Consider the following 12,924-nt stretch of genomic DNA (forward strand, 5'->3'; position numbering starts at 1 on the left):
CCCGAGGGCGGCGAGCCTGTTCCGGTCCCCGCTCCCAAAACCCCCCCCCCCCCCCCCCCCCCCCCCCCCCCCCCCCCGGGACTTTTCAGCGATGCGTACGGGGATCGGCGCTCGGGCCGGGGTTCCGCGTCAGGCTCGTGGGGGGCGGAGGCGGGTCAGCAGCTTTGTCGTTTCCTCGCGGCGGGACCATGCGATCCAGGCCAGGGGGAGGATGAGGATCAGCGGGGTGGCCGCGTTCTCCCCGCCCATCGCCGTGACGGTCACGATGAACGCGCCGACCATCAGCCCGATCAACGCCGTCGCCGCGACGGAGGAGAGCAGCGGGAGCAGCAGCGCGATGCCGCCGAGCACTTCCAGCGCCCCGATGGTGTACATCCCGGCCGCGCCCCAGCCGAGCTCGTCGAAGGCCTCCACGGCGGTCGGGTGCGCGATCACCTTCGGCACGCCGCTGGCGGCGGCGAAGAAGACGCCGAGCAGCACCTGAAGGGTGCGCAGGGCGACGCGGGCACCGCGGCTGCGCGGGGCGGTGGACGTCGGGCCGACGGCGGTGTCGGTAGCGGTGGCAGTAGTGGCAGTGGCAGTAGTGGTAGCGGCAGTGGTGGCGGTCATCGTGGTCTCCCTGGTGAGCGGTGTGCCCGGCGCACCGCTGCCCTCCCGGGCTGCCGCCCTGCCGTGCTGTTCTGCTGTCACCTGGATAGACGGAGCCGCCCCGCCGAACTCATCGCTGCCACGGCAACTTCCTCGCGGGGCTCGGCTTTCCGCGCGCCCGTCAGGCCATCGGCACCGCCGCCACCCACGTGCGGTCGTCCGTCAGGTAGGTGTCGACCTTCAGTCCCGCCTCCAGGAGCGCCTGCTCGAACTGCTCCTCGGTGAGCGGGCGGGAGCGGAACGTCTGGGTCCAGACGGCGTCCGGGAAGACGTACTCCGCTCTGACCTCGTTCACGCCGTCGCCAACCGGCTTCGCCGACACGATACGGATGGTGCAGCCGCCCGGGTCGACACGCTCCCTCGGCAGGCCGGTGTGGTAATCCGCCGCCTCACGCTGGATCAGGACCCGCCCGCCGTCCGTGACATGGGTGCGGCAGGCGCGCAGTATCCCCCGCCGCACGCTCTCGTCACCGGAGTGCACGAGGAACGACGCGAGCAGCACCACGGGGAACTTCTCGTCCAGATCGAGCCGCTCGATGGCGCTCCGCACCGTCCGCACGGCCCCGCCCAGCGCGGCGACCTTCTCCAGCATCTCGGCGGACTCGTCCACCGCCGTCACCCGGAAGCCCCGCTCCAGGAGCGGCCGCGTCACCCGGCCCGCCCCGCTGCCCAGCTCCAGGATGTGCGCACCGGGCGGCGCCGCCGCCGCGACGACCCCGGGCTCGGCCCCGGCGGCCAGGCGCGCGTACAGCTCGACCGCGCAGCCGTCCGGCGTGATCGCGCCGGGGCCCGTCCCCTCGTATCCCTCACGCATCTCGACGCTCATGACCCGCCAACGAAGCGCGCGGCGGGCCCGTTCCCCGTCGCCTCGGCCGCCGCGCGGCTACAGCGGAAACCAGCCATGCCCTCCGTACCAGTGACCGCCCGCCCGCAGATGGTCGCCCACGGCCCGCTCCACGCTGGTGCGCCTGGGCAGTTGGGCCACGGGGAGGTCCCGGTCGCCGAAGACGAAGGCGATGGGGTCGCCGTCCTGCGGCTCCCGCCCGTACCCGTCCGCGAGGCGGAAACGCTCCTGGAAGCGGACGATGTTCGAATCCGCGGGCAGGTATTCCTTCAGCTGTGGGTCGAGCAGCCAGGAGTGGCAGACAGCTGTCTCATACCGTTCCTCGGGGAAGTGGCGCGCGAAGAACTGCCGTGCCATGGCCAGCGACCGGTCGCAGGCCTCCGGGGACAGCGCCCCTCGGAAGTCGGTGATGTGCAGGTTGAGGCAGGGGTCCCCGGGGCCGGCGCCGTGCCCGGCGGCGGCCGTCGCGCCGCCCATCCGCTCGCCGAGGACCGCGCGCTGGAACTGCAGCCTGCCGAGCTGGTACAGCTCTCCGCGGAAGTGCAGGCCGGGCCAGCCCGGCACGATCAGGCCGCGCCCGCCGCGCGCCCTGCGGTGCACCGCCAGGTGCCGCCCCAGGTCGGCGAGGGTGCGGCGCGAGACGTCGTCGGGGATGCCGCGGGCACGGTGGTAGGCCCTCACGTGCGGCAGCGCCGCCACGTACACGAACACGAAGAAGCAGCGGCCCAGCTCTCCCCACTCCGCGGGCAGCTCCGGGGCCAGGCCGTCCCTGCCGACCGTGCCCATGTCGCGTACGAGGGCGTCCACGCAGCGGTCGAGCAGCCACCGCGTCTCCGGGTCGGCCGTCAGCCGGCCGCGCAGTGCCACGAGGGCGTTGATGTCCTCGTGCGGCACGGCGAGGTCGAGCAGCACCTCGGGGAGCTCGTCGGCGCCGGGAAGCTCAGCCTCCGCCCGCGGCGGCCCGGCGCCCTCCAGCTCGTCGAGCCAGGCGGCGAGCCCCACGTCCGACCTGAGCGCTTTCAGCATGTTCTCACCCGCTTTACCCTGGAATGGAGGAGACGACCGCTTATGACGCATGCGAACCGCCATCCGCACCCGCCCCGTACCGGCAGTGAGCCGCTGACCGCGCGGAGTCCGCTCCGTATGCGCCTGTGGTTCAGCGTATGGGGCCTGCTCTGGACCGCCTTCGGAACCGCGGCCTTCGCGCTCACCGGACGCACGGGCTGGGCGGTGGCGTGCGGGGTGCTGCTGCTCATCGTCCTGGCCGACCTGGCGTGGGTGGTGCACCGGATGCGCCAGGGCCCGCACTTCCAGCCGGGCCGCGACATCCCGCCGTACCCGCCGTCGGGCCCGCCTTAGCTCTCGTCGTCAGCTCCCGTCGTCAGCTCTCATCGTCGAAGTGGGCCGCCGCCACGTACTCCGGCTGAGGGTCGAGCGCGGCCGCGAGGCGGAAGTGGCGCCGGGCGCGGTCGGGCTGCGCGCCGCGTTCGTAGGTGCGGGCGAGCGCGAAGTGCGCGAAGGCGTTGTCCGGCTCGCGCTCCAGGACGGTGTTGAACTCCAGCTCGGCGGCGCGCAGTTGCGCGGAGGCGAAGAAGGCGCGCGCCCTCAGCAGCCTGGCCGCGGTGTTCTCGGGGTGGGCGGCGACGACCGTGTCGAGGAGCTTCACCGCACCGCGCGGATCTCGCGCGGCAAGGAGCTGCTCCGCCGCGCGGTAGTCGATGACATACGTTTCCGGGGTGATGTCGGGCACGCCGGACTCCTTCCCTCGCTCCCCCGCGCCAACGCCCGTCACAGCGGCACTATTCCGCACGGCGGCGTCTATTCCGCGAGCACCGTCCGCGACCTCATGGACCCGCTCTCATGGACGCGACGTCATAGACGCGACCTCATGGACGCGCTCTGCGTACGAGATCCGCCCACACCTCGGCCACCCGCTCAGCGAGGCCCGCCAGCGGCCCGTCGTTGTCGATGACGATGTCCGCGATCTCCAGGCGCTTCTCGCGCGTGGCCTGTGCGGCCATCCGTGCGCGGGCGTCCTCCTCGCTCATGCCGCGCAGCCGCACCAGACGGTCGAACTGGGTCTCCGGGCGCGCGTCGACGACGACCACCAGGTCATAGAGGGGCGCGAGGCCGTTCTCGGTGAGCAGCGGCACGTCGTGGACGACGACCGCGTCCTCGGCGGCGGAGCGTTCGAGTTCGGCGGAGCGGGCGCCGACGAGCGGGTGCACGATCGAGTTGAGCAGGGCGAGTTTCCCGGCGTCGGCGAAGACGACGGAGCCGAGCCTCGGCCGGTCCAGGGAGCCGTCGGGGGCGAGGATCTCCTCCCCGAAGGCTTCGACGACGGCCGCCAGCCCCGGAGTTCCCGGCTCCACCACCTCGCGCGCGATCTTGTCGGCGTCGATCAGGACGGCTCCGGACGCGACGAACAGCCGCGAGACTTCACTCTTGCCGGCGCCGATCCCGCCGGTCAGGCCCACCTTCAGCATGACCGGCAGCTTAGGGCCTGGGTCCGACACCGGCCCCAGGGCCCCGGGACCGGCATCGGCTCCAGGGCCCTGACGTCACGCTTCGCCCTCCCGCTCGGCGAGGAAGCGTTCGAATTCGCGGCCGATCTCGTCGGCGGAGGGAATGTCGGCCGGTTCGGCCAGCATGTTGCCCCGGTCCTGGGCTCCCGCGGCGGCGTCGTACTGGTGCTCAAGGCCCTGGATCAGCGCGACCAGCTCCTCGTCACCCTCCTGGATCTGCCGGTCGATCTCGGTCTGGGTGCGGTGCGCCTCGGTGCGCAGTCCGTGCGCGGCGCCGGGCAGCACCAGGCCGGTCGCGGCGGTGATCGTCTCAAGGACGGTGAGGGCCGCGTCCGGGTACGCGGAGCGGGCGATGTAGTGCGGGACATGGGCGGCGAGGCCGAGCACGTCGTGTCCCGCCTCCAGGAGGCGGTACTCCACCAGGGAGGCCGCGCTCCCCGGCACCTGCGCCTCTTCGAAGGGGCTCCGGTGGCCGGGCACCAGGTCGGTGCGGTTGCCGTGGGGGGTGAGGCCCACGGGGCGGGTGTGCGGCACGCCCATGGGGATGCCGTGGAAGTTCACCGCGAGGCGCACGCCGAGCCGCTCCACGACCTCCTTGACGGCCGCGGCGAACCGCTCCCACTCGATGTCGGGCTCGGGCCCGGAGAGGAGCAGGAAGGGCGCACCCGTGGCGTCCTGCAACAGGCGGACTTCGAGCGTCGGGACCTCGTAGTCGGTCCAGCGGTCGCGCCGGAAGGTGAGCAGCGGACGGCGGGCGCGGTAGTCGACGAGCCGGTCGTGGTCGAATCGCGCCACCACCTGCCCGGGAAGGCTGTCGGTCAGGCGCTCGACGATCTGGTCGCCGGTTTCGCCCGCATCGATGTAGCCGTCGAAGTGGTAGAGCATGACAAGACCGGCCGATTCCTGGGCCAGCGCCATGTCGACGACGGCCAGGCCCTTCGGCTCCCATGCGTACAAACCCTGCGGATCAAGCACTGTGACCGCTCCTCCTCGTGTTCGTGGAGAAGAACACGCGGAACGGCACGGGCATTCCCGCCGGTCGCCCGATTCGTCTCTGTGAATGCCCTTACAGGGGTGCGCAGTTCAGCCACGGACCGCTGACACACGCCTCTGGTCGCCCCCTGGTCCAGACCTTGACGCGGACATGCCCCACCTCTACGTTCATGTGCACACCCGGCGTTCACGTACAAGAACCGTAGAAGAACCGTACGGGGACGCCCTCACCGGACGGGAAGGCCACCCCCATGCGCACCCGACGAACACTGCTCACCGCCCTGCTGACCGCGACGGCCGTCACCGCGGGCCTGGCCGCGAGCGCTGCCGCCGCACCCGGCGCGGTGCCCGCGCGGACCATCGAGGTGTCCAGCGCCGCCCAGCTCAAGGCGGCGCTCACCGACGCCTCCCCCGGCGACACGGTCCACCTGGCCGACGGAAGCTACTCCGGGAACTTCAAGACCTCGGTGGCCGCGAGCGCCGGCTCACGCATTACGCTGACCGGTTCCTCGAAGGCGGTGCTCAGGGCGGGCGGCGGCTACGGACTGCACCTGAACGGAGCCGCGTACTGGACGGTGAAGGGCATCACCGTCACCGGCGGCCAGAAGGGCATCATGATCGACTCGGCCCGCGGCGTCGTCGTGGACACCGTCACGGTGCACGGCCTGGACATGGAGGGCGTCCACTTCCGCAAGTCGAGCCGCGACGGAGTGATCAGGAATTCCCGCGTCCACGACACGGGCAACGACGGCCGCGGCATGGGAGAGGGCATCTACGTAGGCACCGCCAACACGCTCTCCGACAAGAGCGACAACGTCCAGATCCTCGGCAACACGATCGGCCCCGACGTCGGCGGTGAGGCGGTCGACATCAAGGAGGGCACCACCGGCGGCAGGGTCTCGGGCAACACCTTCGACGGCAAGGGTCTGACCGGTGTCCACTACGACGACTCGTGGGTCGACGTGAAGGGCAACGACTACGTCATCGAGAACAACACCGGCAAGAACACCACGAACAACGGCTACGAGACCCACTCCCAGCAGTCCGGCTGGGGCTGCGGCACGGTCTTCCGCGGCAACAGGTCCACGCTGACGGGCGCGACGGGCGACAAGCGGCTCGCCATCAACGTGACGAACCAGAGCGGCGGCTGCGGGACGACGGTCTACGCGAGCAACACGGTGACCGGCGGCAGGGGCCTGACGAACATCGAGGTGACCCCGTAGGGGGAACGTCCCGAACCGAGACGCACTGCGGGCCCGCACCCCCGAAGGGATGCGGGCCCGCAGCGTTCAGCTACAACCGCCTAGGGGCGAGCCTCAGCTCTGGCCACCCGCGAGCTTCTCGCGAAGCGCGGCAAGCGCCTCGTCCGAAGCCAGGGCGCCGGAGTTGTCGTCCGACTCCGAGGAGTACGAACCGCCGCCGCCACCGCCACCGCTGGTGCCGGCGGCCGGAGCCGCGCCACCGGGAGCCGCGACACCCTCGGCCTCAGCCTGAGCGTCGGCCTCGCGGGACTTGATGACCTGAGCCTGGTGCTGCTCGAAGCGCGACTGCGCCTCGGCGTACTGGGTCTCCCAGGCCTCGCGCTGGGTCTCGTAGCCCTCGAGCCAGTCGTTGGTCTCGGGGTCGAAGCCCTCGGGGTAGATGTAGTTGCCCTGGTCGTCGTAGGACGCGGCCATGCCGTACAGGGTCGGGTCGAACTCGACGGCCGACGGGTCGGCGCCGAAGGACTCGTTGGCCTGCTTCAGCGACAGCGAGATCCGGCGACGCTCGAGGTCGATGTCGATGACCTTGACGAAGATCTCGTCGTTGACCTGGACGACCTGCTCCGGGATCTCCACGTGGCGCTCGGCCAGCTCGGAGATGTGGACCAGGCCCTCGATGCCCTCGTCGACGCGCACGAACGCACCGAACGGAACGAGCTTGGTGACCTTACCGGGAACAACCTGCCCGATCTGGTGCGTGCGGGCGAACTGCTGCCACGGGTCTTCCTGCGTCGCCTTGAGCGACAGGGAGACACGCTCGCGGTCCATGTCCACGTCGAGAACCTCGACGGTGACTTCCTGGCCGACCTCGACAACCTCGGAGGGGTGGTCGATGTGCTTCCAGGAGAGCTCGGAGACGTGCACGAGACCGTCGACGCCGCCGAGGTCCACGAACGCACCGAAGTTGACGATCGAGGAAACGACGCCGGAGCGGACCTGACCCTTCTGCAGGGTCGTGAGGAAGGTCTGACGGACCTCGCTCTGAGTCTGCTCGAGCCAGGCACGGCGGGACAGGACCACGTTGTTGCGGTTCTTGTCCAGCTCGATGATCTTGGCCTCGAGCTCCTTGCCCACGTAGGGCTGGAGGTCGCGGACGCGGCGCATCTCGACGAGGGAAGCCGGCAGGAAGCCACGGAGGCCGATGTCGAGGATGAGACCACCCTTGACGACCTCGATGACCGTACCGGTGACGATGCCGTCTTCTTCCTTGATCTTCTCGATCGTGCCCCAGGCGCGCTCGTACTGAGCACGCTTCTTGGACAGGATCAGACGGCCTTCCTTGTCCTCCTTCTGGAGAACCAGGGCCTCGATCTCGTCGCCGACCTTGACGACCTCGTTCGGGTCGACGTCGTGCTTGATCGAGAGCTCGCGGCTCGGGATGACGCCTTCGGTCTTGTAACCGATGTCGAGCAGGACCTCGTCCCGGTCGACCTTCACGATGACGCCGTCGACGATGTCGCCGTCGTTGAAGTACTTGATCGTCTCGTCGATCGCGGCGAGGAAGGCTTCCTCGTTACCGATGTCGTTGACCGCTACCTGCGGGGTGGTGGAAGCGGTGGTCTCGGTGCTGCTCGTCATGTGGGTAAGGGCTCCGGTACGGACAGTGAGTCGTAGGTACTGCTAGCGCCGGAGCCGATTTCGCTCTGAAGAAGCCGGACAGCCTGGAAGCACCGATTCCTGAGTTTCCGAAGAAACGGAAGGCACCTCGACAACCGAGGGGACATGCAACAGATGCGAGCGCATCCTGCTATGTCTGAGGACAGCAGGCTCGCAGCGCAACTTGTAGCATACGGGGGCAGCCGGACAGGGTCAATGCGCGAAGGCGCACACCCGGGGCGGATCGCCGCATACCCGGCACAAAACCTGTCGCCTGAGGCCACACGGGCCGCACCGCGCCCCCTTCGCGACCCGGGCCCGACGGAAGACACGAAAGATTACGACGATGGAGCCGATCATCCAAGAGTCCGAACCACTCGAGCCGGAAGCAACCCGCCGTGACGCCGACGTCACCGAGAGCAGCCGCGCCAACCGCGGCTGGTGGGACCGGAACGCCGACGACTACCAGGTCGAGCACGGCACGTTCCTCGGCGACGACCGCTTCGTGTGGGGCCCCGAGGGGCTCGACGAGGTAGAGGCGGAGCTTCTCGGTCCGCCGGAGGAGCTGAAGGACAAGGACGTCCTGGAGATCGGCGCCGGCGCCGCCCAGTGCTCGCGATGGCTGCTCTCCCAGGGTGCCAGGCCCGTCGCCCTCGACCTCTCGCACCGCCAGCTCCAGCACGCGCTGCGGATCGGCGGCTCCGTGCCGCTGGTCCAGGCCGACGCGGGGGTGCTGCCCTTCAAGGACGGCGCCTTCGACCTGGCCTGCTCCGCCTACGGCGCGCTGCCCTTCGTCGCCGACCCGGTCCTCGTCCTCAAGGACGTGCACCGTGTGCTGCGGCCCGGCGGCCGGTTCGTCTTCTCCGCCACCCACCCCATGCGCTGGGCCTTCCCCGACGAGCCGGGCCCCGAGGGCCTCTCCGTAGGGGCCTCCTACTTCGACCGCACTCCTTATGTGGAGCAGGACGAGGAAGGGAACGCCGTCTACGTGGAGCACCACAGGACCATCGGCGACCGGGTCAGGGACATCGTGGCGGGCGGCTTCCGCCTCGTCGACATCGTGGAGCCGGAGTGGCCCGCCTGGAACACGCAGGAGTGGGGCGGCTGGTCCCCGCTGCGCGGCAACCTGATCCCGGGTACGGCCATCTACGTATGCGTACGAGACTGACCGGGTGATCCCTGACGCCGCCGCCCTGAACCTGCCCGTACGCGAAGCGCTGCCCGCCCTCCGTGCCGCTCTGGAGGGTCCCGGCAGCGCGGTGCTCTGCGCGCCGCCCGGCACCGGCAAGACGACGCTGGTGCCTCTCGCGCTCGCGGGCCTGCTCGATCTGCCGGGCGCCTTCACCGGCGTACGCCGTGTCGTCGTCGCCGAGCCACGGCGGATCGCCGCACGGGCCGCCGCGCGGCGGATGGCGTGGCTGCTGGGCGAGAAGGTGGGCGACCGCGTCGGCTACACCGTGCGCGGTGAGCGCGTGGTGGGCCCCCGCACGCGCGTGGAGGTCGTCACGACCGGCGTCCTGCTCCAGCGGCTCCAGCGGGACCAGGAGCTGGCCGGCGTGGACGTCGTGATCATCGACGAGTGCCATGAGCGGCATCTGGACGCCGACACGGTGGCGGCCTTCCTCGTCGACGTACGGGCCGCGCTCCGGCCCGAGCTGCGCCTGGTGGCCGCGTCCGCGACGACCGACGCGGCGGGCTGGGCGCGGGTCCTGGGGGACGCGCCCGTGGTGGAGGCGCAGGGCATCACCCACCCCGTGGAGGTGGTCTGGGCGCCGCCCGCGGCTCCCGTACGGCCGCCGCACGGCATGCGGGTCGACCCCGCGCTGCTCACGCATGTGGCGTCGGTGGTGCGGCGGGCCCTCGCCGAGCGGGACGGGGACGTCCTGTGCTTCCTGCCCGGGGTCGGCGAGATCGCGCGGGTGGCCGGACAGCTGGGCGGCCTCGCGGGCGTGGAGGTGCTCCAGGTGCACGGGCGGGCTCCCGCCGCCGTGCAGGACGCCGTCCTCGCCGGGTCGGCGGGCCGCCGGGTCGTGCTCGCCACGTCCGTGGCCGAGTCGTCGTTGACGGTGCCCGGGGTCCGTGTGGTCGTGGACTGCGGCCTCGCGCGCGAGCCGCGCGTCGACCACGCGCGCGGGCTGAGCGCGCTCGCGACGGTGCGTGCCTCGCAGGCGGCCGGGCGGCAGCGCGCGGGCCGGGCGGGCCGTGAGGCGCCGGGAGCCGTGTACCGCTGCTGGGCGGAGGCCGAGGACGAGCGTCTGCCGCGCTTTCCCGCGCCGGAGATCAAGGTGGCCGACCTCGCCGCGTTCGCCCTCCAGGCGGCGTGCTGGGGCGATCCTGACGCCTCCGGGCTCGCCCTGCTCGACCCCCCGCCCGGCGGCGCGATGGCGGCGGCGCGGGGCGTGCTCGCCGCGGTCGGGGCGGTGGACGCGGAGACGGGACGGGTCACGGAACGGGGCGGCCGGCTGGCCCGGGTGGGCCTGCACCCGCGCCTGGCCCGCGCCCTCCTCGACGCGGCGCCCCTCGTGGGCACGCGCAGGGCCGCGGAGGTCGTCGCCCTGCTGAGCGAGGAACCGCCGCGGGAGTACGGGGACGACCTCGGCGCGGCGTGGCGGGCGGCCCGGCGGGGCGGGGACGGGTACGCGGGGCGCTGGCGCAGGGAGACGGGGCGGCTGGCCTCGGCGGCGGCTTCCGCTTCGGGGCTCGCCCGCACTCCGGCCGCCGGCTCGGTGACCGCCGGCCCGGTGGCCTCGGGGGACTCGGGTGGCGAGGCGGGAGCCGGCGGTGTCGTGGCGGCGCTGGCCTTTCCGGAGCGGGTGGCTCGGCACGTCGGGGGCGGGGCCTATCTCATGGTCAACGGAACCCGCGCCGAGCTGCGGCCAGGATCGGCGCTGACCGGCGCCCCCTGGCTGGCCGTGGCCGCCGCGGACCGCCCCGTCGGCGCCGGCCACGCGCGCGTGCTTCTGGGCGCGGCCATCGACGAGGGGGTTGCTCGGAGCGCCGCGGCGGCGTTGGGCCGGGAGGGGGACGAGGTGGCCTGGTCCGGTGGCGATCTGGTGGCGCGGCATGTCGAGTACCTCGGGGCGGTGGAGCTGAGCGCCCGCCCGATCCGTGACCCGGACCCCCATCTCGTACGAAAAGGTCTGTTGAGCGGCCTGCGGGACGAAGGCACCGAGCTGCTGAAGTGGTCCCGCGGCGCGCGCGAGCTGCGGGAGCGGCTGGCGTTCCTGCACCGGCACCTCGGCGCGCCCTGGCCCGACGTGTCGGAGGACGCCCTCCACGCGCGCGTGGACGAGTGGCTGGAGCCCGAGCTGTCACGGGCGCGGCGCCGTTCCGACCTCGGCCGGATCGACGCGGGGCAGGGCCTCGCCCGGCTGCTGCCGTGGGCCGGCGGCCAGGCCGCGCGCCTGGACGAGCTGGCCCCCGAGCGGCTGGAGGTGCCGAGCGGGTCGCGGGTGCGGCTCGACTACGCCGATCCCGAGCGGCCCGTCCTCGCGGTGAAGCTCCAGGAGATGTTCGGCCTCGCGACGACCCCGCGGATCGCGGACGGAACCGTTCCCGTCCAGGTCCACCTGCTCTCCCCCGCGGGGCGCCCTGCGGCCGTCACCGCCGACCTCGCCTCGTTCTGGCGCGAGGGCTACCGCGCGGTCCGCGCCGAGCTGCGCGGCCGGTATCCGAAGCATCCCTGGCCCGAGGATCCCGCCGCCGCCGAGCCGACCCGCTACACCAAGGCCCGCCAGGCGCGACGTGACGCCGGCGGGAACCCGCAGGAGTCCCCTAGGCGTTGACCGGTTCCGGCTCGGGGTCGCTGGAAGCCGTCGGCTCGGGGCCGCCCCGCCTGCGGCCGCGCGCCTCCAGCCAGAGCGAGAGCGCGAACAGGAGCAGCCCGAGGCCGAGGAAGCCCCAGGGCAGGTACGAGGTCAGCAGGAGCACCAGGACGCGCTGGGACGTGACCAGGTCGACCGTGTGCTCGATGTAGTCCTCGCGCATCTTCACGTGCCCCTCGAAGACCGTGACCTTGTCGCGGTCGCCCAGGAGCGTGCCGCCGCGCAGCTCGTTCTTCTGGATCTCCTCGCCGTAGACGGGCGCTCCGGTGGTCGGCTCGACCCAGAACTTGCGGACGGTGGTGTACCAGCGCGTCGTGCCGGTCTTGGTGAGCGACTCCGGGGTGATGCCCTTGACCGGCATCGTCTTGGGGAAGGGGACCTTCGTCCAGGGGATGGTCTGCTCGAAGTAGTAGACCTCCACGCCCCGGAAGTTCCGTGTCCCCTTGTAGTGGATGGGCTTGGTGACGCGGGCCTGCGCGTCGAAGTACTCGTAGTCCCGCTTCTCGGTCAGGAACGGCCACTTGAACTCGATGCCCTGGCGCTTGACCGGGTCCCCGTCGACGGACTCCCCGGTGGCGTGCACGGGCTCCTGGCTGTGCGCGTCGAAGATGTAGCGCTCGGGGATCTTGGAGACCATCTTGCCGTCGTCGTCCTCGATGTAGCTGAGGGTGTCCCAGACCACGACATCGCGGTCGGCGCTCTTCTCGATCTTCTCCGAGGCCTCCACGTTGCCCTTGAGGGTCTGCACGATGGTGACCTTGTCGACCTTCTTGGCCGTCATCGAGCCGTAGTCGATCAGGGTCGGGTTCTTCGCCTCAAGGACCGCGTCCTGGTACTGGCTCGGCGGGATCTTCGCGAGGCGCGGGAAGGCGTACCAGCGCATGAGCGGGGACATGGCCGTGAAGAACACGGCGAAGGCGAGCAGAACGAGTCCGGCCTTGCGGCGCATCGCGGCGACCCTCCCTACGTCTACGTCTACGTCTATATCTGCGTCTGCGGGTGCGTCTGCGGGTGCGGGGCTGTGGCTACGGGTGCTCGGGCACCGTCGTGAGCAGTGGCTCGGGTGAGGTCTCGCCCGGCGGGGCGCCGAGCGCCGTGACCGTCAGGACCAGGGCGAACGCGGCCGCGAGACCGATGGCGGCGGCGATGAGGGCACGCATGCGGGACCTCCCTGGCCGGCGTCCGGCCGAAACTGATAGGGCGTCAGGTCGGGCACCGTAGCAACGCGGCGG

At 71.6% G+C, this 12,924-nt stretch carries 13 protein-coding genes; 4 read left to right on the forward strand and 9 right to left on the reverse strand.

The window, feature by feature from the left end:
* Positions 1-129 precede the first annotated feature (129 nt).
* From ACZ6JY_RS23430 to ACZ6JY_RS23440, 3 genes are all read right to left on the reverse strand, one after another.
* A complete protein-coding gene (locus ACZ6JY_RS23430) occupies positions 130-609 on the reverse strand; it encodes a DoxX family protein (protein WP_469198403.1) in 480 nt (159 codons plus the stop codon).
* Between the two features lie 160 nt (positions 610-769).
* A complete protein-coding gene (locus ACZ6JY_RS23435) occupies positions 770-1,474 on the reverse strand; it encodes a class I SAM-dependent methyltransferase (protein ID WP_469198405.1) in 705 nt (234 codons plus the stop codon).
* A 57-nt stretch (positions 1,475-1,531) separates the two neighbouring features.
* On the reverse strand, positions 1,532-2,518 hold the full coding sequence (locus ACZ6JY_RS23440) for an acyltransferase domain-containing protein (RefSeq protein WP_469198407.1): 987 nt from the start codon (positions 2,516-2,518) through the stop codon (positions 1,532-1,534).
* A gap of 42 nt (positions 2,519-2,560) precedes the next feature.
* On the opposite strand from ACZ6JY_RS23440, the gene ACZ6JY_RS23445 reads away from it, so the two are divergent.
* Positions 2,561-2,851 (forward strand): DUF6343 family protein, encoded by a 291-nt coding sequence (locus ACZ6JY_RS23445; protein WP_469198409.1) that lies wholly within the window; start codon positions 2,561-2,563, stop codon positions 2,849-2,851.
* 22 nt (positions 2,852-2,873) lie between these two features.
* Here ACZ6JY_RS23445 and ACZ6JY_RS23450 read toward each other — a convergent pair whose 3' ends face one another.
* The 3 genes from ACZ6JY_RS23450 to ACZ6JY_RS23460 all read right to left on the reverse strand — a co-directional run bounded on the left by ACZ6JY_RS23450 (position 2,874) and on the right by ACZ6JY_RS23460 (position 4,992).
* On the reverse strand, positions 2,874-3,242 hold the full coding sequence (locus ACZ6JY_RS23450) for a tetratricopeptide repeat protein (protein WP_469198411.1): 369 nt from the start codon (positions 3,240-3,242) through the stop codon (positions 2,874-2,876).
* A gap of 136 nt (positions 3,243-3,378) precedes the next feature.
* Complete coding sequence (gene coaE, locus ACZ6JY_RS23455; RefSeq protein WP_469198414.1) at positions 3,379-3,978, reverse strand: dephospho-CoA kinase; 600 nt, start codon at positions 3,976-3,978, stop codon at positions 3,379-3,381.
* Between the two features lie 75 nt (positions 3,979-4,053).
* The gene (locus ACZ6JY_RS23460; RefSeq protein ID WP_469198416.1) at positions 4,054-4,992 is read right to left on the reverse strand and encodes a PAC2 family protein; all 939 of its coding nucleotides are present in this window, start codon (positions 4,990-4,992) and stop codon (positions 4,054-4,056) included.
* 269 nt (positions 4,993-5,261) lie between these two features.
* Between ACZ6JY_RS23460 and ACZ6JY_RS23465 the strand changes: the two genes are divergently transcribed.
* Positions 5,262-6,233: a right-handed parallel beta-helix repeat-containing protein gene (locus ACZ6JY_RS23465; protein WP_469198418.1), complete on the forward strand. Its 972-nt coding sequence runs from the start codon at positions 5,262-5,264 to the stop codon at positions 6,231-6,233.
* A gap of 93 nt (positions 6,234-6,326) precedes the next feature.
* On the opposite strand, the gene rpsA is transcribed toward ACZ6JY_RS23465, so the two are convergent.
* On the reverse strand, positions 6,327-7,850 hold the full coding sequence (rpsA, locus tag ACZ6JY_RS23470) for a 30S ribosomal protein S1 (protein ID WP_469198420.1): 1,524 nt from the start codon (positions 7,848-7,850) through the stop codon (positions 6,327-6,329).
* A 364-nt stretch (positions 7,851-8,214) separates the two neighbouring features.
* Here rpsA and ACZ6JY_RS23475 point away from each other — a divergent pair, with 364 nt between their 5' ends.
* The gene (locus tag ACZ6JY_RS23475; protein WP_469198422.1) at positions 8,215-9,036 is read left to right on the forward strand and encodes a class I SAM-dependent methyltransferase; all 822 of its coding nucleotides are present in this window, start codon (positions 8,215-8,217) and stop codon (positions 9,034-9,036) included.
* Between the two features lie 4 nt (positions 9,037-9,040).
* Entirely contained in the window at positions 9,041-11,653 is a 2,613-nt protein-coding gene (gene hrpB, locus ACZ6JY_RS23480) for an ATP-dependent helicase HrpB (protein WP_469198424.1), read from the forward strand.
* On the opposite strand, the gene pgfA is transcribed toward hrpB, so the two are convergent.
* Both pgfA and ACZ6JY_RS23490 read right to left on the reverse strand, forming a co-directional pair.
* Positions 11,643-12,641 carry a cell envelope lipid trafficking protein PgfA gene (gene pgfA / locus ACZ6JY_RS23485; RefSeq protein WP_469198426.1) on the reverse strand — a complete coding sequence of 333 codons (999 nt, stop codon included), beginning with the start codon at positions 12,639-12,641 and terminating at the stop codon, positions 11,643-11,645. The genes hrpB and pgfA overlap by 11 nt on opposite strands.
* 76 nt (positions 12,642-12,717) lie before the next feature.
* Positions 12,718-12,852 (reverse strand): SPW_0924 family protein, encoded by a 135-nt coding sequence (locus ACZ6JY_RS23490; protein WP_447036761.1) that lies wholly within the window; start codon positions 12,850-12,852, stop codon positions 12,718-12,720.
* Positions 12,853-12,924: the final 72 nt, after the last annotated feature.

The organism is Streptomyces sp. NPDC046335 (genome assembly GCF_055587985.1).